Annotated in this window: 19 protein-coding genes and 1 pseudogene; 4 read left to right on the top strand and 16 right to left on the bottom strand. The window is 74.9% G+C overall.

Going from position 1 to position 24600, the window contains the following annotated elements; all coding sequences use genetic code 11:
• Nucleotide 1: 1 nt before the first annotated feature.
• The 5 genes from AB2U05_RS20325 to AB2U05_RS20305 form a co-directional block, all read right to left on the bottom strand.
• On the bottom strand, nt 2-1366 hold the full coding sequence (locus AB2U05_RS20325) for a formimidoylglutamate deiminase (protein ID WP_045709522.1): 1365 nt from the start codon (nt 1364-1366) through the stop codon (nt 2-4).
• Between the two features lie 5 nt (nt 1367-1371).
• Nucleotides 1372-2553: an allantoate amidohydrolase gene (locus AB2U05_RS20320; RefSeq protein WP_369185972.1), complete on the bottom strand. Its 1182-nt coding sequence runs from the start codon at nt 2551-2553 to the stop codon at nt 1372-1374.
• Between the two features lie 17 nt (nt 2554-2570).
• Nucleotides 2571-4241, bottom strand: coding sequence for a urocanate hydratase (hutU, locus tag AB2U05_RS20315; protein WP_045693413.1), 1671 nt, complete (start codon nt 4239-4241; stop codon nt 2571-2573).
• 193 nt (nt 4242-4434) lie between these two features.
• Nucleotides 4435-4755 (bottom strand): hypothetical protein, encoded by a 321-nt coding sequence (locus tag AB2U05_RS20310; protein ID WP_045693414.1) that lies wholly within the window; start codon nt 4753-4755, stop codon nt 4435-4437.
• A 91-nt stretch (nt 4756-4846) separates the two neighbouring features.
• Nucleotides 4847-5716, bottom strand: a complete 870-nt coding sequence (locus AB2U05_RS20305) for a MurR/RpiR family transcriptional regulator (protein ID WP_045693416.1) — start codon at nt 5714-5716, stop codon at nt 4847-4849.
• 234 nt (nt 5717-5950) lie between these two features.
• On the opposite strand from AB2U05_RS20305, the gene AB2U05_RS20300 reads away from it, so the two are divergent.
• Nucleotides 5951-6373: a hypothetical protein gene (locus AB2U05_RS20300; protein WP_045693418.1), complete on the top strand. Its 423-nt coding sequence runs from the start codon at nt 5951-5953 to the stop codon at nt 6371-6373.
• 27 nt (nt 6374-6400) lie between these two features.
• Here the strand turns inward: AB2U05_RS20300 and hutH are convergent, their stop codons facing one another.
• On the bottom strand, nt 6401-7978 hold the full coding sequence (gene hutH / locus AB2U05_RS20295; RefSeq protein WP_369183885.1) for a histidine ammonia-lyase: 1578 nt from the start codon (nt 7976-7978) through the stop codon (nt 6401-6403).
• A gap of 114 nt (nt 7979-8092) precedes the next feature.
• A complete protein-coding gene (locus AB2U05_RS20290) occupies nt 8093-9289 on the bottom strand; it encodes a macrolide family glycosyltransferase (protein WP_369183884.1) in 1197 nt (398 codons plus the stop codon).
• Nucleotides 9290-9382: 93 nt separating this feature from the next.
• On the opposite strand from AB2U05_RS20290, the gene AB2U05_RS20285 reads away from it, so the two are divergent.
• The 3 genes from AB2U05_RS20285 to AB2U05_RS20275 all read left to right on the top strand — a co-directional run bounded on the left by AB2U05_RS20285 (nt 9383) and on the right by AB2U05_RS20275 (nt 11351).
• Nucleotides 9383-10003, top strand: a complete 621-nt coding sequence (locus AB2U05_RS20285) for a TetR/AcrR family transcriptional regulator (RefSeq protein WP_369183883.1) — start codon at nt 9383-9385, stop codon at nt 10001-10003.
• A 155-nt stretch (nt 10004-10158) separates the two neighbouring features.
• Nucleotides 10159-10650, top strand: a complete 492-nt coding sequence (locus AB2U05_RS20280; protein WP_052707200.1) for a Pycsar system effector family protein — start codon at nt 10159-10161, stop codon at nt 10648-10650.
• Nucleotides 10647-11351, top strand: a complete 705-nt coding sequence (locus AB2U05_RS20275) for a Crp/Fnr family transcriptional regulator (RefSeq protein ID WP_045693425.1) — start codon at nt 10647-10649, stop codon at nt 11349-11351. Before AB2U05_RS20280 ends, AB2U05_RS20275 begins: the two co-directional genes overlap by 4 nt.
• Nucleotides 11352-11361: 10 nt before the next feature.
• On the opposite strand, the gene AB2U05_RS20270 is transcribed toward AB2U05_RS20275, so the two are convergent.
• From AB2U05_RS20270 to AB2U05_RS20230, 9 genes and pseudogenes are all read right to left on the bottom strand, one after another.
• On the bottom strand, nt 11362-12963 hold the full coding sequence (locus tag AB2U05_RS20270; RefSeq protein WP_369183882.1) for a hypothetical protein: 1602 nt from the start codon (nt 12961-12963) through the stop codon (nt 11362-11364).
• Nucleotides 12960-14033, bottom strand: a complete 1074-nt coding sequence (locus AB2U05_RS20265) for a protein phosphatase 2C domain-containing protein (RefSeq protein ID WP_369183881.1) — start codon at nt 14031-14033, stop codon at nt 12960-12962. The genes AB2U05_RS20270 and AB2U05_RS20265 overlap by 4 nt, the downstream gene beginning before the upstream one ends.
• 2 nt (nt 14034-14035) lie before the next feature.
• The gene (locus AB2U05_RS20260; RefSeq protein ID WP_045693429.1) at nt 14036-14716 is read right to left on the bottom strand and encodes a VWA domain-containing protein; all 681 of its coding nucleotides are present in this window, start codon (nt 14714-14716) and stop codon (nt 14036-14038) included.
• A gap of 79 nt (nt 14717-14795) precedes the next feature.
• On the bottom strand, nt 14796-16628 hold the full coding sequence (locus AB2U05_RS20255; RefSeq protein WP_369183880.1) for a hypothetical protein: 1833 nt from the start codon (nt 16626-16628) through the stop codon (nt 14796-14798).
• A complete protein-coding gene (locus tag AB2U05_RS20250) occupies nt 16625-18667 on the bottom strand; it encodes a hypothetical protein (RefSeq protein WP_045709529.1) in 2043 nt (680 codons plus the stop codon). The genes AB2U05_RS20255 and AB2U05_RS20250 overlap by 4 nt, the downstream gene beginning before the upstream one ends.
• Nucleotides 18668-18930: 263 nt before the next feature.
• The gene (locus AB2U05_RS20245) at nt 18931-19689 is read right to left on the bottom strand and encodes a hypothetical protein (RefSeq protein WP_369183879.1); all 759 of its coding nucleotides are present in this window, start codon (nt 19687-19689) and stop codon (nt 18931-18933) included.
• A gap of 919 nt (nt 19690-20608) precedes the next feature.
• Nucleotides 20609-21742 (bottom strand): annotated as a pseudogene (locus AB2U05_RS20240) (diguanylate cyclase); the annotation flags it as partial.
• Nucleotides 21743-22050: 308 nt separating this feature from the next.
• On the bottom strand, nt 22051-23175 hold the full coding sequence (locus tag AB2U05_RS20235) for an adenylate/guanylate cyclase domain-containing protein (protein ID WP_052706424.1): 1125 nt from the start codon (nt 23173-23175) through the stop codon (nt 22051-22053).
• A gap of 291 nt (nt 23176-23466) precedes the next feature.
• A complete protein-coding gene (locus AB2U05_RS20230; protein ID WP_078859688.1) occupies nt 23467-24363 on the bottom strand; it encodes a biotin--[acetyl-CoA-carboxylase] ligase in 897 nt (298 codons plus the stop codon).
• Between the last annotated feature and the right edge of the window lie 237 nt (nt 24364-24600).

Here is a 24600-nt window from a genome sequence, read left to right as displayed (position 1 = left end):
GTCAGTAGTCCAGCGCGGCGATCGCCGAGCGCAGCGCCCCCGGTACGTCGGCCACCAGCCGGTGCACGCCGTCCCGGACGACCTGCCGGCCGCCGACCACCACGTGCCGGACGTCCGCCGCCGAGGCCGCGAAGACCGCGATCTCGGCGCCGAGCCGGGGCGGCGGGCCGGCCGTCCGCACGGAATCCAGCGCGATCACCGTGAAGTCGGCGAGCGCCCCGGTCTCGATCCGCCCGGCCTCGGGCCAGCCGAGCGAGGCGTGCCCGTCCTCAGTACCGGCCCGCAGCAGCGCGTTGGCCGTCCAGTGGCCCCGGGTCCTGGTCCGCAGCCGCTCGTCCAGCTCCAGCGCGCGGGCCTCCTCGAACGGGTCGATCACCGCGTGGCTGTCGCTGCCCAGGGTGACCGGGCAGCCCGCCGAGGCGAGCGCGCGGGCCGGGCCGATGCCGTCCGCGAGGTCCCGCTCGGTGGTGGGGCACATGCAGATGGTGGTGGAGCTGTCCGAGAGCAGCCGCACGTCCTCGTCGGTGAGGTGGGTGGCGTGCACGGCCGAGGTGCGCGGGCCGAGCGCGCCGTGGTCGGCGAGCAGCCTGGTCGGGGTGACGCCGTGCGCGGCGAGGCAGGCGTCGTTCTCGGCGGTCTGCTCGGACAGGTGGACGTGCAGCGGCGCCTTGCGCATCGCCGCCCAGTGCGCGACGGTGCCCAGCTGCTCGGCCGGGACGGCCCGGACGGAGTGGATGGCGGCGCCGATCCGGGCGTGCTCGCGCGGCTTGAGCGCCTCCGCCCGCACCGCCCAGGCCTCGGCGTCGCCGTCGCTGAACCGCTGCTGCGGCTTGGTCGGCTCGGCGCCGAAGCCGGAGGACAGGTAGCAGGTGTCCAGCAGGGTGATCCGGATGCCGGCCCGGGCGGCGGCCTCGATCAGCGCCTCGCCCATCGCGTTCGGGTCGGTGTAGCGGGCGCCGCCGGGCGCGTGGTGCAGGTAGTGGAACTCGCCGACCGCGGTGATCCCGGCGAGCGCCATCTCGGCGTAGACGGCGGTGGCGAGCTCCAGGTAGCTGTCCGGGTCGAGCGCGCCGGCGAACCGGTACATGGTGTCGCGCCAGGTCCAGAAGGTGCCGGAGCCGACCTGGACGTGCCCGCGCAGCGCCCGGTGGAAGGCGTGCGAGTGGGCGTTCGCCTGGCCGGGCACCGCCAGACCCTCCAGCCGGACGGCCCCGGGCGGGCAGGGCCCGCTGTCCGGTGTGACGGCGACGATCCGGCCCCCGTTGCCGGTGGCGATCAGCACGTCGCGCTCGACCACCGGCCCGTTGGGGTGCGGCAGCCAGGCGTACTGCGCCCAGTACGTGGCGGGCTCGGCCCCCGAGGTCATTGGGCTCACTGACACGCCAGGTCCTCCAGTACGTCGGCGAGGGCGCTCACCCCGGCCAGGCAGTCCGCCCGTTCGGCGTGCTCGGCCGGGGAGTGCGAGACGCCGGTGGGGTTGCGCACGAACAGCATGGCGGTCGGGACGGCCGACGCCAGGATGCCGGCGTCGTGTCCCGCGCCGGTGGGCAGCACCGGCGCGTCCAGCAGCTTGGCCAGCCGGTCGCGCAGCGGCCCGTCGAAGTCCACCACCGGGGTGTAGGACTCGCGGGTCAGCTCGACCCGGACGCCGTCGCGCCCGCCGCGCTCGGCGGCGGCCTGCTCGATCTCGGCGACCAGCGCGGTGAGGGTGCGCTCGTCGGCGGCCCGGGAGTCCAGCCAGCCGCGCACCAGCGAGGCGATCGCGTTGGTGCCGTTCGGCTCGACGGCGACCTTGCCGAAGGTGGCCAGCGCGCCCGCCTGCTTGGCCTTCTTGCGGGCGGCGAGCACGGTGTTGGCGTAGGTCAGCATCGGGTCGCGGCGGTCCTCGATCCGGGTGGTGCCGGCGTGGTTGGCCTCGCCGTGGAAGTCGAACCGCCAGCGGCCGTGCGGCCAGATCGCGCTGGCCACGCCGACCGGCCGCTCCTCGGTGAGGTAGCGGCCCTGCTCGACGTGGAGTTCGACGAAGGCGCCGATCCGGGCCAGCCGGTCGTCGTCCGCGCCGATCGCGGTCGGGTCGTAGCCGGCCCGCTCCATCGCGTCGGGCAGCCGCACGCCGTCCGCGTCGCGCAGCTCGTACGCGGCCTCCTGGGAGAGCACCCCGGCGCTGAGCCGGGAGCCGATGCAGGCCACGCCGAACCGGGCGCCCTCCTCGTCGCCGAAGTTGACGATCGCCAGCGGACGGCCGAACTCGGCTCCCCGGTCGCGCAGTTCGTCCAGCGCGGCGAAGGAGGAGACGACGCCGAGCGGGCCGTCGAAGGCGCCGCCGTCCGGGACGGAGTCCAGGTGCGAGCCGGTGACGATCGCGCCCTGACCATGAGGGTCGCCCAGCCAGGCCCACTGGTTGCCGTTGCGGTCCAGCTCGTACGCCAGGCCGCGGTCGCGGGCCTGCTGCTCGAACCAGGCGCGGCACTCGGCGTCGGCGGAGTTCCAGGCGAAGCGGCGGTAGCCGCCGGAGGAGGCGGAGCGGCCCACGGGGAGCAGCTCCGCCCACATCTCTTCGAAGCCGGAGGTCACAGCTCACCCATCGGGACGCGGACGCCACGCTCGGCGGCGACCTCGTCGGCGCGGTCGTAGCCGGCGTCCACGTGCCGGATGACGCCCATGCCCGGGTCGTTGGTGAGCACCCGGCGGATCTTCTCCCCGGCCAGCGCGGTGCCGTCCGCGACGGTGACCTGGCCGGCGTGGATCGAGCGGCCGATGCCGACGCCGCCGCCGTGGTGGATGGACACCCAGGAGGCGCCGGAGGCCACGTTGACCATGGCGTTGAGCAGCGGCCAGTCGGCGATCGCGTCCGAGCCGTCCAGCATCGCCTCGGTCTCGCGGTACGGGGAGGCGACCGAACCGCAGTCCAGGTGGTCGCGGCCGATCACGATCGGGGCGGACAGCTCGCCGGAGGCGACCATGTCGTTGAAGCGCTCGCCGGCCTTGTCGCGCTCGCCGTAGCCCAGCCAGCAGATGCGCGCGGGCAGGCCCTGGAAGTGCACCTTCTCCTGGGCCATCTTGATCCAGCGGGCCAGCGACTCGTTCTCCGGGAAGAGGTCGAGGACGGCCTTGTCGGTCTTGTGGATGTCCTGCGGGTCGCCGGACAGCGCGGCCCAGCGGAACGGGCCCTTGCCCTCGCAGAACAGCGGGCGGATGTAGGCGGGGACGAAGCCGGGGAAGGCGAAGGCGCGGTCGTAGCCGGCCAGCTGGGCCTCGCCGCGGATCGAGTTGCCGTAGTCGAAGACCTCGGCGCCGCGGTCCTGGAAGCCGACCATGGCCTCGACGTGCTTGGCCATCGACTCGCGCGAGCGCTGGGTGAACTCGGCGGGCTTCTCGGCGGCGTAGGTCGCCATGTCGTCGAAGGCCACACCGACCGGCAGGTAGGCCAGCGGGTCGTGGGCGCTGGTCTGGTCGGTGACGATGTCGATCGGCGCGTCCATCGCGAGCAGCTGCGGGACCAGCTCGGCGGCGTTGCCCAGCACGCCGATGGACAGCGGCTGCTTCTTGTCGCGGGCGGCGGTGGCGAGCTCCAGCGCGTGGCTGAGGTCCTTGGCCTCGACGTCCAGGTAGCGGTGCTCGATCCGGCGGGCGATCCGGGACGGGTCGCAGTCGATGCAGATCGCCACGCCGCCGTTCATGGTGACGGCCAGCGGCTGGGCGCCGCCCATCCCGCCGAGGCCGGCGGTGAGGGTGATGGTGCCCTCCAGCGTGCCGTTGAAGCGCTTGTTGGCGACGGCCGCGAAGGTCTCGTAGGTGCCCTGGAGGATGCCCTGGGTGCCGATGTAGATCCAGGAGCCGGCGGTCATCTGGCCGTACATGGTGAGCCCGAGGCTCTCCAGGCGGCGGAACTCCTCCCAGTTGGCCCAGTCGCCGACCAGGTTGGAGTTGGCGATGAGCACGCGCGGCGCCCACTCGTGGGTCTGCATGACGCCGACCGGGCGGCCGGACTGGACCAGCATGGTCTCGTCCTGCTTCAGGCCCTGCAGGGTCTTCACCATGGCGTCGAAGGAGCGCCAGTCGCGGGCCGCCTTGCCGGTGCCGCCGTAGACGACCAGCTTCGACGGGTGCTCGGCCACCTCGGGGTCGAGGTTGTTCATCAGCATCCGCAGGGCGGCCTCCTGCTGCCAGCCCTGCGTCGTGAGCCCAGTCCCGCGGGCCGCCCGTACCTCTCGCGGACCGCTCGTCTGCTGCTGCGCCATGTCCCGGCCTCCTTGCGGATGAATTCATTCAAGCTCGACTCGGCTGAATATATCCAAACATTCAGCCCTCGGCCAGACCTGGAATCCATCGGATCAGCGTTGGCCGGAACCCGCGCCCAGGCACGCCGGAGAGCCCGCCCGGCGGAGGGGGCCGGAGCGGGCTGAACGGGCCCGGGCGGGCCGTCGACGCCGCTCAGGCGGCGGCGTCGCCGTCCCAGTCGATGCCGATCTCGGCGAGCCACCGGCGGTCGGCGGCGTCCGGCGCGGGCGGGGACGGCGGGCGGGGGATGTTCTGGACGGGGCCGAGGCCGTACCTCTCGGCGGCCGCGGCGGCACGGGAATCGGGCTCGATCACGCCGACGTGCACGGCGGACTCGTCGCCCGGGTCGAGGACGATCAGTTCGGGCTCGGGCAGGCGCCGCAGGGTGACGCGGCGTCCGCAGGTGGGGCAGGACCATTCGTCGACACCCGAGACCAGACGGGCGACGAACTTCATCTCGTGGATCACGCGCATGGGCGGCACCCCCTGCAGTAGGGGATGCCCGGGGCGCGGGACGGCTATTCCCGGCCGAACCGGCGTGAACCGCGTTTAACCCCTGCTTCGTTCACTCCAGGAAGAGCCCGCGCGCCGCCGCCGACTGCTCGATCGCCTCCAACCGGGCCTCGGCCCCCGGGAGTTCGTCGCACATGGTCTGCAGCAGCACCCGGCCGAGCATCATCGGCGCGCAGGCGGTGTCGAAGACCAGGCCGGTGCCCACGGCGGCCGGCAGCATCAGGTCGGAGAGCTTGGCGACCGGCGAGAAGACGCTGTCGGCCACGGTCAGCACGGTCAGCCCGCACTCCCGGGCCACCGCCAGCGCGTCCATCAACTCCCGCGGGTAGCGCGGCAGCGCGAAGCAGAGCAGCGCGCTCGCCCCGGCCGCGGCGGCCTGTTCCAGCCGGTCGGCGAGCATGCTGCCGCCCTCGTCGAGCAGCCGGATGTCCGGGTGCACCTTGGCGGCGAAGTACGCGAAGCCGCGCGCCTGCGCCGAGGCGGCCCGCAGGCCGAGCACGGGCAGCGGGCGGGAGGCGGCCAGCAGCCGGGCGGCCCGGATGATCGGTTCGGGGTCGGCGAGCAGCTCGGCGAGGTGGCGCAGGTGCTCGATCTCGGCGAGCACGGCCTGCTGGTGCTCGTTGCGCACCGCGTCGACCGGGGTCTCCGGCGCGGCCGGCTCGCCCGCGCCGAGTTCGCGCAGCTGCCGGCGCAGCGCCGGGTAGCCGTCGTACCCGAGCGCGACCGCGAAGCGGGTGACGGACGGCTGGCTCACCCCGGCGAGCTCGGCGACCTCGACGCTGGACAGGAACGGCGCCTCGGTGGCGTGCCGGACCAGCGAGTGCGCGATCCGGCGCTGGGTCGGCGTCAGCCGACGGCCCTCGAACAGCTGGAGCAGCCGGGCGGAGGGGCCGACGGTGCCGGCCTCGTCGGTGGCGGTCATCAGCGGTACCTCCGGATGCAGCGGTTCGGACGACGACTGTGCAGCAGCACGTCCCCGGTGGCAAAAACGTCTCGTACGACGGGACGTCCGGCGGGACGCCCCGAGGACCGGACCGTACACGCCCGCACGCTCCCGCACCGCCTCTCGGGGTGACCCTGATTTCTCCCTGATCCCGCCCGGATTCCCCCCGCGAACGGATGGACCGGGCCCGGCGGCGGCGCCACGCTGGTGGGCATGGACACTCGCCAGGACGAACTGCGGCGCGACCTCGACGCCACCCTCCAGGCCCGCAAGGAGCTGGGCAAGGAGTACGAGGACGAGCTGGTCGATTCCTTCATGAAGCGCCTCGACTCCCGACTGGACGCCCGGGTCGAGAACGCGGTCGCCGACCGGATGGACGACATCGGCCCCTCGTACCGGCGCCACCACGACCGCCCGCGCCGCGGCGGCTGGGGCCAGGGCCGGTCCGGGAACCGGCTCGCGGTGGTCTCGCTGGCCCTCGGCATCCCGCTGAGCGCGATCGCGGGCAGCCCCGAGAGCGGTGGCTTCGCGGGGCTGCTGGTCTGCTGGGCGGGCATCGTCGGGGTCAACTTCGCCGCCGCGCTGGGCAACCGGCTGAACCGCGAGGAGCGCCGGCCGCGGAGCGACTGGGACTGAGCCCGGTCCCCCGCGGCCGGCTCGCCGTCAGGCCAGCGGGCCGGTGACCTGCTCCACCGCGCGCACCAGGGCGCCGGAGGCGACCAGCGCCGCGGCGGCCTCCAGGTCCGGCGAGAGGAAGCGGTCGCGGCCGGCGCCGCCGACCCCGGCCTCCCGTGCGGCGTCGACCGCGGCCGCCGTCGCCGGGGCCGGCCGGCCGGTGCCGTCCGCCTGCTGGCGGATCTCCAGCGCGCGGGCCGCGGCGGTGAGCTCGACGGCGAGGATGCGGGCCAGGTTGTCGACCGCCTGGCGCAGCTTGCGGGCCGCCGACCAGCCCATCGACACGTGGTCCTCCTGCATCGCCGAGGAGGGGATCGAGTCGACCGAGGCCGGGACGGCGAGCCGCTTGTTCTCGCTGACCAGCGCGGCCTGGGTGTACTGGGCGATCATCAGGCCGGAGTCCACGCCCGGGTCGTCGGCCAGGAAGGCCGGCAGGCCGTGCGAGCGGGCCTTGTCGAGCAGCCGGTCGGTGCGGCGCTCGGAGATCGAGCCGAGGTCGGCGGCGGCGATGGCGAGGAAGTCCAGCACGTAGGCGACCGGGGCGCCGTGGAAGTTGCCGTTGGACTCCACCCGGCCGTCCGGCAGGACCACCGGGTTGTCCACCGAGGCGGCCAGCTCGCGCGAGGCGACCAGGGCGGCGTGGGCGAGGGTGTCGCGGCCCGCGCCGGCGACCTGCGGGGCGCAGCGGATCGAGTACGCGTCCTGGACGCGCGGCGCGTCGTCCTGGTGGTGGCCGGTGAGGCCGGAGCCCTTGAGCACGGCCAGCATGTTGGCGGCGCTGAGCGCCTGGCCCGGGTGCGGGCGGATCGGGGCGTGCAGCTCGGGGGCGAGCACCTTGTCGGTGCCGAGCAGCGCCTCCAGGCTCATCGCGGCGGTGATGTCGGCGGTGGTGAACAGCCGCTGCAGGTCGGCGATGGCCATCACCAGCATGCCGAGCATGCCGTCGGTGCCGTTGATGAGGGCCAGGCCCTCCTTCTCCAGCAGCTCGACCGGCTCGATCCCCGCTGCGGCGAGCAGCTCGGCGACGGGCTTCTCCACGCCGTCCGGGCCGGTGGCGGTGCCCTCGCCCATGAGGACGAGCGCGCAGTGCGACAGCGGCGCCAGGTCGCCGGAGCAGCCGAGGGAGCCGAACTCGCGGACGACCGGGGTGATGCCGGCGTTGAGCACGGCGGCCATGGTCTGCGCGACCAGCGGCCGTACGCCGGTACGGCCGGAGGCGAGCGTCTTCATCCGCAGGAACATGAGCGCGCGAACCACCTCGCGCTCGACCGCCGGGCCCATCCCGGCCGCGTGCGAGCGGACCAGCGAGCGCTGCAGCTGGGCGCGCAGCTCGGGGCTGATGTGCCGGACGGCGAGCGCGCCGAAGCCGGTGGAGACGCCGTAGACGGGGCGCGGCTCGGCCGCGAGGGCGTCGATCCGCGCGCGGGCGGCCGCCATCTCGGCGAGCGCGTCGGGACCGATCTCGACCCGGGCGTTGCCCCGGGCGACGGCCAGCACGTCCTCCGCGGCGACGTCGGCCTTGCCGACCAGGACCAGCGGAGCGTCGGGGGCCACAGCACTGTGCATATCCATATGCATCATCACATCAGGTGAATGAAGATATGACAACAGGTGTTCGTCATTCGGATTCTCCGACCCCGCGGCCCGCGCCGCACCCCCGGCCGCCGCCACCGGCCCCGGCTACCCCCTCAGCTCGGCCTCGATCAGGTCCGCGGCCCGCCGGGTGCCGCCCTCGGCCCGGCCCGCGGCGGACAGCTCCGCCAGCCGTCCGGGCACCGCCGGGTCGCCGACCAGCTCCAGCAGCGCCGCGCGCAGCGCCTGCGCGGTGGCCTGCTCGGTGTCCAGCCGGCGGGCGACGCCGAGGCCCACCAGGGCGTCCGCGTTGGCGAACTGGTCGGCCGCCTGCGGCACCGCGATCATCGGCACGGCGTGGAACAGCCCCTCGCTGGAGCCGCCCATGCCCGCGTGGGTGACGAAGGCGTCCGCTTGGGAGAGCACCGACAGCTGCGGCACCCACCGGTGCACCTCGACGCTGTCCGGCACCTCGCCGAGCTCGGCCGGGTCGGTGTGCTTGCCGATCTGGAGCACGACGCGCCAGCCCGGCAGGTCGCCGAAGGCCTCCACGCAGGCCCGGTAGAAGGCGGGCCGGTGGGTGAAGGCCGAGCCGAGCGAGACCAGGAGCACCTTCTCGGCGTCCGCCGGGCGCTCCCACCGCCCCTGGTGGGCGCGGTCGCCGAAGCAGGGCCCGACGAAGCTGACGCGCCGCCCGTCGACCCGGTCGGCGTGGGGCTGCAGGGCGCGCGGGACGAGCGCGATGCACCGCTCGGGCCGGTTCTTGAAGGCCTCCACGTCGCGCTCCACCGCGCCGGCCCGGGCCAGCCAGTCGGCGAACCGGCGGTAGTGCTCGGGGCCGCCGGGGCCGGTGCGGATCGCCTCGAAGACCGCGGCCAGGTCCTCCTCGATGCCCTCCCAGCCGACGAAGCTGGAGGACAGCTGCACCACCGGCACGCCCAGCCGCTCGCCGAGCGCCCGGCCGGCGAAGCCCGCGATGTCGTAGAGCACCAGGTCGGGTCGGTCGTCCTCGAAGGCCGCCAGCAGGGCGGACCACATCGACAGCGTGTCGTCCAGGAACACGTCCTGGATCGCCACCGGCTCCTCCGGCCAGCCGGCCGGGTCGTCGGCGAGCGGCAGCCTGGTCCGGTACGGGACGAAGGCCGCGCCGGTGGACTCGACGACCTCCCGGAAGGACGGGTCGTTGACGTAGCTGACCCGGTGGCCGCGGGCGACCAGCTCGGCGATCACCGCGAGGCTGGGGTTGACGTGCCCGTGGGCCGGGACGGAGACCATCAGGATGTGTGCGGGGCGGTTCACGGGCACCTCCGGGGAGAGCGAATGAGACGAGACGTCGCGTCTCGCCGGGTCACGACAAGACGATACGTCTCGTCTCACCGATCCGCATAGACTTTTCCCATGGCCACCAGATCCGCCCCCGACCCCGCCCGCCGCAGCGAACGCGCCCGCGCCGCCGTCCTCGCCGCCGCCACCGAGCTCGTCGCCGAAGTCGGCTACGGCAAGCTCACCATCGAGGCGATCGCCGCCCGGGCCGGCGTCGGCAAACAGACCATCTACCGGTGGTGGCCCTCCAAGGGCGCCGTCGTCTTCGACGCCTTCCTCGCCGCCAACGAGAGCGGCGGCAGCCTCGCCCTCCCCGACACCGGCGACCTCGCCGCCGACCTGCGCGCCGTCCTGCGCCCCACCAGCGACGAACTCGCCGACCCGGCCGCCGACCTCACCTACCGCGCGATCACCGCCGAGATCCTCAACGACCCCGCCCTGCGCGCCGAATACCGCACCCGGCTGCTCGACCCGCTGCTCGCCGTCACCCGCGACCGCCTCCGCAGCGCCCGCGACGCCGGCCAGATCGCCCCCGACACCGACCTCGACCTCGCCGTCGAACTCGTCTACGGCCCGATCCACTACCGCTGGCTGCACCAACTCGGCCCGCTCACCCACGAGCACGCGGACCGGCTGGTCGACGCCGCCCTGCACGCCCTCAACCCACCCACCGCGAACGGCCGTTCGGGCCACTGACGGCCAACCTCCCCGGCGCTGCGAGAAGTTCACCTCCCGACCCCGGCGAGACCCGTGCCCGGCGGGCCGCCCGGGGCTATCCTGGAGCGGTGGGGCCCGGGTGCCGATCCCGGCAGAACCCGGGGGAACCAACACAACGGTCGTCCGGGGGGCCCGTGTCGAACGAAGAAGCGGTCAAGACCGCCTGGCAGATCCATGGTGCGCTGACCGAGGTGACCGGCAGGGTCGACTCCAAGGCCTCCTTCGCGCTCACCATCGAGTCCGCCGCACTGGGCGCCATCGTCGCCCTGTCCGGCACCGGCACCACCCTCGGCCGTACCTCCGGCGGACTCCCCGCGACGGCCTTCTGGCTCGGCGTCGCCGTCCTCGCCCTGGCCGCCGTCGCCGCCGTCTCGGTCGTCGTGCCGCGCGGCGAGGGCAAACGGCCCAGCGACCCGCCGAACTACGTCTACTACGGCCAGCTCCGGCACTGGACGCCCGACCGGCTCGCCGACGAACTGCGGGACACCGACCTGCTGCCCGTGCTCAGCCGGCAACTCGTCGAGATGAGCCGGATCATCTGGGTCAAGGACCGCCGGGTCCGGCAGTCCCTGCTGCTCGCCGTGGTGGGCTGCGGCCTGGTCGCCCTGGCCGGACTGCTGGGATGACCACCGCCGGACGGGCCCCGGGCGGCCGTCCGCCGTTCTGGCAGCTCCTCGACGCCGGGGCCCGGCAACGGCTGCGCGCCTCCGCCCGCCCGGTCGACTACCCGGCGGGCGCCGCCCTCCTCCAGCAGCACGAACGCTCCGACCACCTGCTGGTGATCGAGCGCGGCTGCGTGAAGGTCCTGGTCGAATCCGGCGGCGGCTACCGCGCGATCCTCGCCATCCGGGGCCCCGGCGACCTGCTCGGCGAACAGGCCGGCCTCGACGGCGGCTCCCGCTCGGCCACCCTGCACGCCCTCACCGACGTCACCGCGCTGCACATCCCGCTCAGCCGGTTCGGCGCCGTCAAACAGGCCGACCCGGCCGTCGCGCACGCCCTCCAGCAGGTGCTCTCCGGCCGGCTGCGGGAGGCCGACCAGCAGCGCGCGGCCACCGGCTCGGCGGTCGCCCGCCCCCGACTGGCCGCGCTGCTGCTCGAACTCGCCGACCGCTACGGCACCCGGGCCCCCACCGGCGAGGTGCGGATCGCGCTGCCGCTCTCCCAGGACGACCTCGCCGGGCTCGTGCTCAGCTCCCGGCGGACCGTCAACCGGCTGCTGGAGGAGTGGCGGGAGGCCGGCTGGCTGCGGACCGGCCGCCTGGTCATCGAGCTGCACCGGCCGGAGGCGCTGGCGCGGCTGGCCCGCGGCGAGGGGGCACCGTAGGGTCCGTGCGTCAGATGCCCGTCTCCTCGCGCTGCGCCAGCCCGTACCGGGCGGCGATCGGGTTCCAGGCGTTGACGAAGGCCTTCTTGGCGGCGGTCGCCGCGTCGCTCTGCCGGGACGCCTCGTCGTGTTCCGGAGTGTCGGGATTCGCCGTTCCGGTGCATCCGACCTGGGTGTCCGCCCAGCGCGCGAACGCCTGGTCGGCCAGCGCCGAGGACTTCCAGGCCTGCTGGAGCTGGGCGGACAGCACCGCCGGCAGGGCCGAGGTGTCGAGATTCTGCAGACGGGTGACCAGGGCGTTCCGGTCCCCCGCCGCCCCGCGGAGCACCTGCGCGTCATAGCTGACGTTCCCGCACGAGCCGACGTCGTCGACCGCGCCGGAGATGGCCGTTCGGGTGCTGCTGCTACTGCCCAGCAGGACGTCGAGCGCCCTCGCCTGGGCCCCGGGGTCGGGCGGAACGACGCCGCCGCCCGTCGTACCGCCACCGCCGGTGCCGCCGGTCGGAGGCCGGTACGGCGTGGCGTAGGGCGTGGAGTAGGGCGTCCGGGACGAGGGGGTCGAGCGGTCGGCGTCGGCGTGGTCCTTGAGCGCCGAAACCCCCTGGACGCCACCCCAGACGAGCACGACGGCCAACAGCAGCCCGGCCAGCACCTTGCCCGGCCCCGGCGGGCTGTCCGGCGTCGACGGCCCCGGCGTGCCGGACTGTCCCGACGCGCCCGGCGGACTCGGTGGCGCGATCGTCCAGTCCGGCCCGTCCGGCCCGGCCGGAGGCGTCCGAAGGTCCCTGATGGCCCGCAGCAACGGCCCTTCCCACGCCGCGGGTTCGGGCCGCCCGGCGGGATCGCTCCCGAGCGCGGCGTCGGCGAGCCGGCCGAGGTCCGGCGAGAGCGCGGCGACCACCCCGGTGTCCCGACCGTCCTGCTCCCCGGCGAGCAGCCGGACCACCAGCAGACCGAACTTGTACGCGTCCCCGCGCTCGGTGGCCTGCGGTTCGCCCTCGGGCAGGCTCCAGTCCGGAGTCTCCGCCTGCTTGAGCGCGTCCCGGCCCCGCACCCGCATCGCGTCGCAGTCGATCAGGAAGCAGCCGGGCTCCGCGCCGAGCCGGAACAGCACGTTCTTCGGCGAGAGGTCGCCCACCACGACGCCGAGCCGGTGCAGGCCGGCCAGGGTCCGGGAGAGGTCGAGCAGCAGCTGGAGCCGCTGCTCGTCGCTGATCGCGATCCCCACCCGGTTCAGGTACCCCTCGTTGTTCAGCAGGAACTGGAAGCCGGCGAGGGTCCGGCCGGTGTGCGGCGAGGTGAGGAAGAAGTCGTCCGGGACGAGCCGCATCAGGATGCCGCAGCGGCCCCGGTCGTCCAGCACCACGGCGGCCGGCCAGGCCAGCCGCTCGCACAGCCAGCGCCCGGCGGCGTCGGCCAGCCCGGGCACGAACTCGACCATCGCGTCCAGCGCCGGGCCGTCCAACTCGCCCCGGCAGGCGGCGGAGTACTCCTTGTACGCCATCGGCCACTCGCCGTTGATCAGCCGGCCGGGCAGGTCCCAGACGGTGCCCTGGCCGCCCTGGCCGAGCTTGTCGCCCCTGGTCAGCCGCTCGACCCGGATCGCGGTCACGGCGCCGCCTCCACGGCCGAGGCGGGCCACACCACGAGCAGGGTGCGGTCGTCGTCGAAGGTCTCCCGGGAGAAGTCGAGCAGGTGGGCGAGTCCGCGCGGTTCCAGCGTGGGCGCCAGGTGCTCGGCGAAGAGCCGGCCGACCGGGCCGGTGCCGTCGCCGAGCGGGTCGCCGAAGCCGTCCGTGCCGACCAACAGCCGGTCGGCGCCGAGCACCGTGGTGCGGTGCACCCGCGGGTCGGTCACCTTCCGGGGCAGCGCCTCCACCGCCGAGGAGGCCACCCCGCGACCGCCGCCCCCGCACCGGCCGGGGGTGATCCGGAGGAACCGGCCGCCCTGCGACAGCACCCAGGCCCCGGAGTCCCCGGCGCACACCAGCTGGATGTCCAGCCCGAGCGGGCTGGGCACCGCCACGCCCGTCACCAGGGTGGTGGCCATCAGGCGCTGCGCGGCCGCCGTGTCGTCCCGGGGCAGTTCGAGGATCTTCCTGGTCTGCGCGACCAGCTGGTAGGCGGCGTGGTGCAGCACCTCGGCCCAGTCCAGCCGTTCCGGGCCACGGCCGTCGCCCAGCTGCCGGGTGACGGTGTCCACCGCCGTCCGGCAGGCCAGGGTGGCGCCCAGGTGCGACTGCTCGGCGCCGGAGACGCCGTCCGCGACGGCGAAGACCAGCACCCCGGAGTCGTGCAGCGCGACCGCGGCGTCGTCCTCCCGGAGCCGTCCGTTGGCCCGGTGCGCGTAGCCGCGCACGGAGGCCAGCCGGATCCGCAGGTGCTCGCTGGACCAGCCGTCGAAGACGGTGTCCGGCCGGTACGAGGAGCCGGACGGCGGCCTGGGCTCGAACCGCTCCACCGGCCGGTCGAGTTCGATCGGCCCCCAGAACGGCCGGTACACCGAGTCGCCGCCCGCCCGGGCGACCGCCGGCGGCCGGACCGTCCGGACGGGCACGGGCAGGAACCCGGCGGCGTCCGGCCCGCCCGGGTTCGCCGCCGACTGCGGCACGGACGGCGGCACGGACGGCGGTGGCGGCGCGGCCCGGTGCTCCGGCCCGCCCGCACGAGGATCCGGGCTCACCGTCACACCACGTCGATCGCCATGCGGAAGCCCTCCGGCCGGTCCACCACCAGCTCCGCGCTGCCCGCGGCCAGCGACATGCCGGAGGCGACGATGCTGGTGGTCAGGGCCGCGCAGAACTTGGTGATGGCCGCGCCGATGTCGGCGCCGGGGATCTGGACGAAGGCGTAGTTGCGGTCGGTGGCGACGTTCAGGATGGTGGCGGCGTCCGCGGCGCCGATGCCGAAGGCGGCGATGTTCGGCGACTCGGGCAGGCTGCGCCGGTCGGTCAGCTTGCGGTGCACGCTCACCCAGTCCTCGTTGCTGTTGGGCTGGCCGTCGCTCAGGAAGAACACCGCGGGCCGGTAGACGGTGTACCCGGCCCGCTTCAACTCCCGGACGTCCTGGGGGATCCGGGTCAGCAGGTCGTCGAACACCGCCCGGTAGCTGGTGCCGCCGCCGTAACTGGAGAGCACCGGCAGCTCGTCCTCCTCCCGCAGGTCGGCGAGGCTCATCCGCACCTCGATCCCGTTGGAGAAGCCGAGCACGGAGAATCTGATCTTCGCCGCCGCCATCGGCTCGGCCATCAGCGCGCGGTGCAGGGAGGCCAGGCCGGAGTTGAGTTCGCCGAGGACGGGTGTCATCGATCCGGATTCGTCGGCGACCACGTACATCGGGATCAGGTTGCCGCGGTTGTCCGCCATGGTCAGGGACTGCCTCTCGGTTCCGGGCGCCCGGGGCGCCCGTTCGGATGGGTCAGGGGGGTCGGGGGGTCGGTACGGCTCAGCGGGCGCCGCCGAGCCGGCGCAGGCCGGGCGGGCACTCGATGAACAGGTCGAGGCGACCGCCGGCCAGGCCGCGGCCCAGGTACAGCACGGAGTCGCGCAGCAGCGAGGCGAACCGTTCGGCGGCGGTGGGCAGGTCGAGCCCGGGCTCGGCGAGGAAGGCGAGCTCGGGCAGGTGGGCGACGGTCCGGATCTCCGTCTCGTCGGCCCGCCCTATGCCCACCGCGATGATCGTCGGGTGGCCCGGGTTGGCCACCGGATCGGTCAGCGCCCGCAGCGCCTCGCGCCACCGGGCGGGGTCCTCCTCGCAGGGCCCGCCGAACAGCACGAAGAGCACCGGGCGGTGCACCACCGGGTGCTCGGTCTTCAACCGGGCCAGGTCCTGCGCGACGAGGGCCCGCAGCCGTTCGAGGGCGAGGTCGTGCCGGGCGCCGGCGCGCACCGTCAACTCCGGCATCACGGTGGTCCACTCGACCGCGGCCAGCGGCAGGTGCAGCACGGTCTCCCCGGCCGCGCCGAGCACCGCGAGCCGCAGCCCGGCGGCCGACTCCGGCGGGGTGAGCAGGGCCGAGTGCAGGCCGCGCAGCGCGTTGTTGAGCCCGGGGAGGCAGCCGGCGACGGCCGCCGACTCGTCGATCAGCAGGTAGATCGGCAGCACCCCGGTGACCGGGCCGCCGCCGGACGCGAGGTCGCCCGGCCCGTTCGTGACCACCGTCCCCACCAGCGGCGAGTGGACGCCCGCCCCCGACTGCGCGGCGCCCGGCGGGACGGCCCCGGGCGCGGGCCCGATGACGGGCGGCGGCACGGCGGTCCGGCCCGAGGACGCGGCCGGCCCGCCCCACCGGACGGGCGGCAGCGCCGAGCCCGTCCCGCCCGGCAGCGTCGCGCCCTGCACCCGGTTGAGCGCCTGCTGCCGGATCACCTCGACGTCGGCCGGCTGGATCAGCTTGCTCTGGACCATGAACCGGAAGACCTCGACGGACCGTTCGTCGAACTGCTCCTGCCGCGCGGTGAGCGCCGCCTCCCACTTGGTGCGCATCTCGACGGCTTCATCGGCCCGGTCCGGGTGTTCCAGCATGAACAGCGTGATCAGCCGGTTGACGTCGAGGTCGCCCTCGCCCAGCAGCCGGCGCCGCTCCTCCTGCAGCTCCAGCCGGACGGCCTGTTCACGCCGTTCGCGGGCGAGCCGGCCCTCCAGCTCGATCCCGTCGATCACCTGCTTGCCGTGGGCCGCGCCCTCGGCGAACCGCTGCGCCGCCTCGGCCAGTTGCCGGTCCCGGTCGGCCTTGGTCAGGTTCTCGATGTACGTGCGGGCGGCCTCGTCCAGGCGCAGGTCGACCACGCAGCGGTAGATGGTGATGCCCTCCGGCAGCATCATCTCGCGGGCGCACTCGTGGTTCATCCGCAGTTCGGCGAGGTCGGCCTGGTGGATCGAGTAGCCGCGGGCGATCACCCGCAGGACGGCGGCGATGTGCCCGTAGACCACGACCAGCGCGTCGGTGACGTTGCGCCGCACCACCTCCACCGGGTCGTGCACCCGGAAGCCGACATCCACCACGGCGTCGAAGCAGTGCGCCTGGTCCTGGGAGGGCAGCGGCCAGCTCTTCAGGTGCGCCTTGCGCCGGTGGTCGCTGAGGTCGACCTCGTACCTGGTCCGGTACTTGCTCATGAACTGCTGCGACCAGCTGAGCGGCCGGCCCTGGAACCACGCCAACTGGCCGTCGTAGGAGGCGTACACGGCGGCGGCGCTCGGTTTCAGCGCCTTCACCGGGCCGGACAGGCCCCGGGGCACCGGCTCCTCGCTGAGGATCAGCGGCAGGGTGGGGGTCATCTCGCGCTCTCCTGTCGGTCCAGTTCGGCGGTGACGGCGGCGGTGGTCCGGTTGAACGGGGTGATGCTGTGCGGACCGGACCAGTCGACGGCCTGGCGGCGCAGGATGGTCGCGGTGCGCCGGTCACCGTCCGCCAGCGCACCGACCAACCGGACGAAGACCTCCCGCAGCGGCGGGTCGACCTCGGTCAACCGGGCCCACAGCTGCAGCACGACCTCGGCGACCGCACGGTGGACGGGGTGGGCCTCGTTCAACGCCGCTCGCCAGAGTGCGACGAACGGGGCGCGCAACGCCGGCTCCCGGTCGGCTTGGACCAGCAGGCCGGGCCAGTTCGGCATCACGGCCGCCTCGGCCAGAGTTTCGGTCTCGACCACGAACTGCTCGTTGACCGACATGAACGCCAGCAGGACGGCGTAGCGGGCCCGGTGGTCGGCGAGTGCGGTGTGCAGCCGACCGAGCACCACGGCGGCGAGCCGGCCGTCCTCGGTGAGGATGTCGCTCAGGCTGTCGCCGACCGCGAAGGCGATGTCGAGGTCCTCGTCCACCACGCAGAGCCGGGCCAGCGCGTCGATCGCGACCAGCGGCTCGCCACCGCCGAGGCTCACCGCGTACACCCGGGCCGCGGTGGCCTGCCGCAGCGGGTTGGACGCCTCCGCGAGCCAACCGGCCGCCAGGTTCCGCACCCGGCCCCGCAGTTCGGGGTTCTGGACGCACACCTTCAGGGCGTGCGCGACGGCGGTGCGGCGAACCGCCTCGGGGGCGCCCGCCCAGCCGAAGAGCTTGTGGTCCAGCAGGTACTGGAAGGACCGGTCGGCCAGCACCCCGAGCGCGACCCCGGCGTGCGTGCGGACATGCTCGGAGGGGTTCTCGACCAGCTCGTCGAGCCAGTCCAGCAGCACGCTGTGCAGCGGGAACTCGGTCCACGCGTGCTGGATCAGCCGGCGCGGATAGCCCGGGTCCTTGAACCGCAGGCCCTCTGCGGGCACCCGCCCGTGGGGGCTGTAGAGCCGGACCGGCACCGCCTGGGCGCGCAGCCGGGCCAGCCGCCGGCGGCGCGGCACCTGGTACGGCTCGCGCACCCGCGGCAGGTGGCCGTCCGCGGTGGCCAGCACGGCATAGTCCTCGACGCCGAGCCTGCGGTACAGCCCGCGGGCGGCGGCGGCCACGTCCTCCTGCGGGAGGCCGTTGAGCACCGCGAGGGCGACGGCGTAGCAGCGCAGGAAGGGGTCGTCCAGGTTCTCGACCCAGATCTCGAAGTCCTCCTCACCGCGCCGGGCCAGCTTCTCGCGGACCAGGTCGAGGTCGGGCGCGCCGCTAGCGGTGGCCTCGGCGGCGTCGGCCAGCGCGGCCGCGAGCTCGGCCGCCGCCCGGCAGGCACCGTCCGCGGCCAGCTGCTCGTTGATCAGCTCCGCCACGCCCCGGCGGCTGAGCAGCAGGGTGGCGACGGCCTCGCCGAGCCGCCAGTCCAGGTGCCTGCGGACGATCGCGGCGGGCTCGGGCGGGTCGGGCAGGTCGATGACGTGGCCGAGGAGCTCGGGATCGACCAGCCCGCTCTCCTGGTCGACGGTCAACACCAGCCGGGCCCCGGCGCGGTGCAGGGCGCCGTCGAGCGCCCGGACCAGCGGGCCGTCCAGGGTCGCGCGGTCCTCCGGTTGGTCCACCAGGTAGCCGACCGGCTCGCCGGGCCCCTCCTCGGCGTCGGCCTCCAGCCGCGCGGCGAGCGCGCCGAGGTCGGTGGTGCGGTCCAGGTGGTACGTCCGGTCGACGGAGCAGCCGAGCAGCAGCCGCAGCGCGGCCGTGGTCTTGCCGGAGCCGGCCGGGCCGCGCAGGATCGCCAGCGGGCGCCGGCCGAACGCGGCCCGCACCTCGGGCCAGCCGGCCGGCTCCGCGAAGGCCTTGCGCACCTGCTCCAGGACGAGCGGGGAGACCAGCCGCAGCGGGGCCCGGCCACCACCGACCAGGAAGACGTTCTTGTCCCCGGCGACCAGGTCGCCGTCGATGCTGGCGAAAGCGTGCCGCACGGTGTCGTGGCGCAGCATGCCCTGGGCGAACCGGGTGGCCCTGGCACGATCCCGGTCCGCATCGTGAGCCGGGTCCCCGGCTGCGCGCTCGCCGCCGGGGCTGCCGGAGCCACCGGGGTCGCCGGACGACCCGCCGCCGGCGCCGTCGCCGGCGGGCGGGCCGTCCGGGGCGGGCCCGTCCGGCCCGGCGGCGGGCGGTGCCGCCGGGCCGGACGCCGGGCCCGCTCCCCCCTCGGCCGGCGGAACCCCCGTTACCGCCGGCCCCGCGTCCCCGGGCGTCGTCATCGACGGCCCGGGGAGTTCGGTGCCTGGTGGACGTTCTTGTCGCCGGCCACCGCGTCGCCCCGCACGTCCCCGTGGATCTCGAATACCACCCGCGCCGCCGGGGCGGCGGGCTGCGGCTCACCGGCAGGCTCGTCCGCCTGGCTGCTTTCCGGCCCGGCGTCGAGCCCGGGCGGCGCCGGGTAGCCGGGCACGGTGATCCAGCCGCGGGCGGGGAGCCCGTGCTTGACCTCGAAGTCGGCCGGCAGGTACGCCGCCGGGTCGACCGTGCGGTACTCGTGCCGCACGACGCCCCGGTAGACCTCGTCCGAGACGATGAACGCCAGGTTGGCCCGCCGGGCCCGGGCCAGCACCGCGCGCAGCGGCGCGGCGTCGACCAGCCGGAAGGTCCAGTTCACCGCGTCCCCCGACCAGCCGTCGGCGTCCCGGCTGACCAGCCCCTGGTGCAGCGCGACCCGCAGGCGCAGGGCGTGCGCCGGACTGAACATCCGCGCCTTCTCGGCGAGGCCGTCGTCCAGCGCCCGGATCAGCGCGCCGGCCAGCAGCACCGGCGAGACCTGCGGCTGCACGAGGATCAGCACGCCGTCCCCGCGGTCCTCGGTGGCGACGGCGTCGGCCGGCAGGCCGGCCTGCGCGACGGCCTCCCGGAGCACCTGGTACATCGCGTCCCGCAGCGACCGCTGGACGGGGTCCGGCCGCGTGCTGAACGCCTCGATGTCGAGCACCACGATCCAGTGGTGCACGGCCGCCAGTGTCATTCCGCCCTCCCGGATCGGCGTCGGCCCGTACCCCATTGGTACGCCACCCGGGAGCGCGCTTCTACGCCAAATGGCGCACTGACCGCGCTTTCTGACACGTCTTCAGGGGCGACTGGCCTGCAGGCACCGGCCAGGGTACGAAGCAGATCCGGGCGTGCGACCGCGCTTGTCCGGATCGTTACCGCACTCCCCCCGCGACCGACCCGCACCACCCCGGCGCGCACGCCCCCGCGCACACCGCCCCACCCGCGCGCCCCCGGGGCCCGGCCGTCGGACCACCGCCGTCAGACCCACCGCCGTCCGGCCCGCCGCCGTCAGAGCACCGCCGTCAGACCACCGGCGGCGAGGCCGGGCCCGCCAACCCGACCGCGACCAGCGCGCGCATCGCGCTCGCCGCCTGCCCGAGCGGCAGGGTGGCGTCGTCGGCGAACAGCTCGACCAGCCAGCCGCCGGCCGGGTTCCGCCCGCCCGCCGCGACCATGCCCCGGTAGCCGGAGACCACCAGCATGGCCTCCTCCGCCGGATCGTTGCCCGCCGCGCCCGCGCGCAGCGCGAAGGCCCCGCCGCGCACCGCCCGCCGGGTCATCGGGTAGTGCCGCAGGTCGAAGACGGCGTCCGGCGCCTCGATCTGGGCGCGCGCGGTCTCGGCCCGCGAGCTGCTGGGCCCGCTGGTCATCCGGTAGACGGCGTGCTGCGCGGTGCGCATCAGCTGCGAGCCGGGCGGCACGTACGAGACCCACCAGCCGACCGCGTCCAGCAGCCGGGCGGAGGTCTCGGCGACGACCACGAGCTTGCCGAGGGTGTCGGCGGGGTGGACGGCCTTGGCGGCCGCGGCCCGGTCGAGCGCGGAGAGGACGGCGGTGAGCAGCTGGCCCGGGTCGGCGCTGTGGGCGGCGCCGCGGAACCGCCGCCGGTCGCCCGCGCCGGCCCGCCCGGTGGGCCCGCGCCGGCCGTCCGCGCGGCGGTGCGGGTCGGCGGCGTCGGCGAGCAGCACGGTCGGGTCGGGCGAGAAGCCGGGGCCGTGGCTGCGCCCGGCGACGACGGGGTGCGCGGCGCGGGCGGCCTTGGCGCGGTACTGGGCGGCGTCGGCGAGCCGGAACAGCCGGTCGGGCGTGGTGACCGGCCCGATCGAGTCCCCGGTGGAGGCGACCCCGCAGGCGACGCCCTCGCCCTCGGCCAGCGCCAGCGCCCGGGCGCACAGCTCCTCGGCGACGGCGACCACCTCGTCCGCCTTCTGCCCCTCCACGAGCAGGCAGAACTCGTCGCCGCCGAGCCGGGCGGCGAGGCTGCCGGGGAGTTTGGCGGCGGCCAGCGAGAGCTGGTGGGCGAAGCGTTCGAGCAGCCGGTCGCCCATCTCGTGGCCGAGCTGGTCGTTGACCCGCTTCAGCCCGTTGACGTCGCAGACGACCAGCGAGACGACGGTGTCGTCCCGGTTGTGCGCGGCCAGCGCGCTCTCCAGCCGCTCGTCCACCGCGCGCCGGTTGGCGAGGCCGGTGAGCGGGTCGGAGAAGGCGAGCCGGCGCAGGTCGGCCAGGCGTTCGGTCTGCGCGAGGCCGGCCGAGACCTGGGCGGCGAGCAGGGTGGCGTAGTCGGCGTCGGCGTCGGTGAACCCGGGCATCCCGAGCGAGCGGGCGAGGTACAGCTCGCCCCAGGCCTGCCCGTGCAGCACGATCGGCGCGACCACGCAGCAGGCGCGCCCGCGCCGGCGCAGTGCGGCGGCGCGTTCCTGGCAGTACGCGCCGGCGGTGGGGTGTGCGTGCCCGGCGTGCGGTTCGACGCTCTCGGCGGTCTGCACCCAGGCGCGCGGCAGCCGCCCGGTGGTCCAGCGCTCGTCCAGGTACGTGACGATCTCGGGGAAGTCGGCGACGGGGTAGGACTCGTCCTCGGGGAGCTCCTCCTCGCCGGGCGCGAGCTCGCCGTGGTTGACCAGGACGCGCAGCCGGCCGGACTCGCGGTCCCACACCGAGACGGCGGCCATGGTGGCGCCGAGCGCCTCGGTGGCCCGGGCGGCGGCGGCCCGGACGGCTTCCAGCGGAGTGAGCGCGCCGGCCATGTCCTGGGCCAGCTCGACCACGGACTGCAGCCGCAGGTCGGGCAGCGGGTCCGGCCGCCGGGGACCGTCGCAGTCGCAGCCGCGGTCCGTCATGATCGCCTCACTGCTCACCGGCTCGCCTCGCTCCCTGTGCTCGGTCGCGCCAGACCCCTCCAAGGCCAGTCCGGCCGCTTGCACCAAGACTATGGCGGTTTCATTCGGTTATGCCCCGTTTGCCCCGGTCGGCTGACGACAAACCGGTACGAGCTTCAACCGTTCGGCAGCCGGGTAGGCCCTCCCGGCCCGAGCGCCCCGCGGGCCGCCGGCCGCTACTCCGCCTTGAGCCAGCGCGACAGCAGCCACGGCTCGACCAGCCCGAGCCCGCGCACCGGCCGGCGCCACATCGGCTGCAGGTGGAAGCGCCCGCCGGGCTCCGGCGCCGGGACGGGCAGCCCGGAGGCCGGCATCCCGGCCGCCACGGACAGCGCCTCGGCCAGGCCCGGGCCCTCCGCGTCGGCCGGCGCGACGGCGCCGTTCTGCTCCAGCGCGGCGGCGAACTCGCCGTCGATCAGCACCGCGTCCTTGGGCGCGATCGAGGTGAGCCGGCTGGCCAGGTTGACGGTGGTGCCGAAGACGTCGCCCATCCGCGAGGTGACCGTGCCGAAGGCCATGCCGACCCGCAGCGCCGGGATGGTGTCGTCCCCGGCCAGCGCCTCGATCAGGCCGAGCGCGATCTCGGCGGCGGTGGCCGGGTCCTCGGAGACGAACAGGATCTCGTCACCGAGGGTCTTGATCACCCGGCCGCCCTGGCCGGCGATCAGGTCGGAGCAGGTGTTCTCGAAGGTCTCGACCAGCTCGCCGAGGTCCTCCTCCTCCAGCCGCCGCGACAGCCGGGTGAAGCCGACCAGGTCGGCGAAGCCCACCGCGAGCCGGCCGCTGGTGATCTCGTGGTCCTCGGCGGCCTGCACCACCCGGCCGGTCACCGCGGCCAGCTGGCGCCGCCAGACGTACACCAGGAACTGCTCCAGCTCCGGCAGCAGCAGCTCGACCAGCGGGTACGCGACCTCGGCGCGGGTCAGCCCGGGCTCGACGGACTGGGTGAGGTTCTCCAGGAAGGTGTCCATCTGCCAGCCGGCCAGCCGCGCGGTGGTCTGCCCGGTGGAGCGGGCCACCTGGATCGCCATCGACTCGCTCAGCAGCCCGGACTCCACCAGGCCGGCGAGCCGGCGCAGCGCGATCACGTCACCGTCGGTGAGCGCCCGGGACTGGCCGATGTCGGGGAAGCCCATCGCCCGCCAGAAGCGGGTGGCCAGCTCCATCGGGACGTCGGCGGCGCGCGCGGCCTGGTACGGGGTGTAGTGGCGCGGCGCGTCCAGGATCAGCCGTTCCAGTTCGAGCGCGACCGTCTGGCCGTGGTCGTCCGCCGCCGCGTCGCTGCTGCCGTCCTCTGCCACCGGTCCGTCCCCGTGCGGTCGCCGCACTTGCCTCGTGTCCTGCCTGTCCGGGCGCGCTGCCTGTCCGGGCGCGTTTGGCCACCCCTCGGGGCAGTGGCGCGCCTCACACCGCTGCCAGGTGGAATATTCGCACGGAATCCCGTCATCCGGGGCATCCGCCCGGGTCAAGGGGAGGTAAGCGGGGACATGACGACCCGGACGCCCGGTGGCCGGGGCACCGGCGACCGCTCAGCGGGGCTCAGCGCGTCACCGGGGCCCAGGGGGGCACGGCGTCAGCAGGGCCCGGTGGCGTCAGCGGGGCTCGGGGCGCACGTGCACCACGTCCCCGGCGCCGACCGCCCGGCGCGCGCCGTCCGCGGTGCGGACCACCAGCCGGCCGTCGCCGTCGATCGCCACCGCCTCGCCGACCAGCTCGCGGTCGCCGGGCAGGTGGACCTTCACCTGCCGGCCGAGCGTCGTGCAGCGGTCCACGTAGGCGCGCAGCAGCTCGCTCGCGTGCGGGTCGCCGGCCGCCTCCGTCCACTCGCCGTACAGCTCGGCGAACTCGCGCAGCAGGGCGCGCAGCAGGATCGACCGGTCGGTGACGGCGGCGCCTGCCAGCGCCAGCGAGCCGGCGGTGGGGACGGGCAGCTCGTCCGCGCGCAGCGAGACGTTCAGGCCGAGGCCGGCCACCACCGCGCCGCCGCCCAGCTCGGTGAGGATGCCGCCGACCTTGCGCTCCGTGCCGTCGATCTCCACCTGCAGGTCGTTGGGCCACTTCAGCCCGACCTCGACCCCGGCGATCCGGCCCAGCGTGCTCGCCGCGGACACCCCGACCAGGATCGGCAGCCAGCCGTACCGCTCCACGGGCACCTGCTCCGGGCGCAGCAGCACGGACAGGAACAGCCCGGAGCGGGCCGGGGCCGTCCACTGCCGCTCCAGCCGGCCGCGCCCGGCGCGCTGCGCCTCGGCGACCAGCACCGCGCCCTGCGGGGCGCCGGCCCGGGCCCGCTCGGCGAGGTCGCTGTTGGTGGAGCCGGTCTCGGCGACGACGTCCAGCGCGGTCCACAGCCCGCCCGGGGCGACCAGGTCGCGGCGCAGCGCCGCCGCGTCGAGCGGCGGCCGGTCCAGGTCGGTCCAGGGCGACGGTCCGGCGGAGGCGGCGAAGCCGCGCAGCCCGCTGCGGCGGGGGGTGTCGGGTGCGGTCATGAGAAGCACACTAGGCCTTGCCACCGGGCACGGCCTGCGGCCGTAGGCCGCCCTATCGTCCCTCAGAACGCGGACGGACACACTGTGTCGCTGGCCATAACCGCAGGACGTTACGTCGGGAGCCGCGCGCTGGCTACGCTACTTAACGGTAGTTCGCAGCGCCGCCCTGCCCTCCTGCGCGGGCCCCACTCCGGTCCGCGCGCACTCGGAACAGGTCGCGGCGGCCGATGATCAGGG

It is taken from the genome of Streptomyces sp. Y1, from assembly GCF_041053115.1.
Lineage (GTDB): Bacteria > Actinomycetota > Actinomycetes > Streptomycetales > Streptomycetaceae > Kitasatospora > Kitasatospora rubellomurina.
The sequence above is the reverse complement of the archived record's forward strand: the minus strand, read 5'-3'. Positions and strand labels throughout refer to the sequence as shown.

Coding starts and splice junctions, on each gene's coding strand:
- AB2U05_RS20325 (WP_045709522.1), bottom strand. CDS start 1,366: ATGACCTCGGGGGCCGAGCCCGCCACGTACTGGGCGCAGTACGCCTGG.
- AB2U05_RS20320 (WP_369185972.1), bottom strand. CDS start 2,553: ATGTGGGCGGAGCTGCTCCCCGTGGGCCGCTCCGCCTCCTCCGGCGGC.
- hutU (WP_045693413.1), bottom strand. CDS start 4,241: ATGGCGCAGCAGCAGACGAGCGGTCCGCGAGAGGTACGGGCGGCCCGC.
- AB2U05_RS20310 (WP_045693414.1), bottom strand. CDS start 4,755: ATGCGCGTGATCCACGAGATGAAGTTCGTCGCCCGTCTGGTCTCGGGT.
- AB2U05_RS20305 (WP_045693416.1), bottom strand. CDS start 5,716: ATGACCGCCACCGACGAGGCCGGCACCGTCGGCCCCTCCGCCCGGCTG.
- AB2U05_RS20300 (WP_045693418.1), top strand. CDS start 5,951: ATGGACACTCGCCAGGACGAACTGCGGCGCGACCTCGACGCCACCCTC.
- hutH (WP_369183885.1), bottom strand. CDS start 7,978: ATGCACAGTGCTGTGGCCCCCGACGCTCCGCTGGTCCTGGTCGGCAAG.
- AB2U05_RS20285 (WP_369183883.1), top strand. CDS start 9,383: ATGGCCACCAGATCCGCCCCCGACCCCGCCCGCCGCAGCGAACGCGCC.
- AB2U05_RS20275 (WP_045693425.1), top strand. CDS start 10,647: ATGACCACCGCCGGACGGGCCCCGGGCGGCCGTCCGCCGTTCTGGCAG.
- AB2U05_RS20260 (WP_045693429.1), bottom strand. CDS start 14,716: ATGGCGGACAACCGCGGCAACCTGATCCCGATGTACGTGGTCGCCGAC.
- AB2U05_RS20255 (WP_369183880.1), bottom strand. CDS start 16,628: ATGACCCCCACCCTGCCGCTGATCCTCAGCGAGGAGCCGGTGCCCCGG.
- AB2U05_RS20250 (WP_045709529.1), bottom strand. CDS start 18,667: ATGCTGCGCCACGACACCGTGCGGCACGCTTTCGCCAGCATCGACGGC.
- AB2U05_RS20245 (WP_369183879.1), bottom strand. CDS start 19,689: ATGACACTGGCGGCCGTGCACCACTGGATCGTGGTGCTCGACATCGAG.
- AB2U05_RS20230 (WP_078859688.1), bottom strand. CDS start 24,363: ATGACCGCACCCGACACCCCCCGCCGCAGCGGGCTGCGCGGCTTCGCC.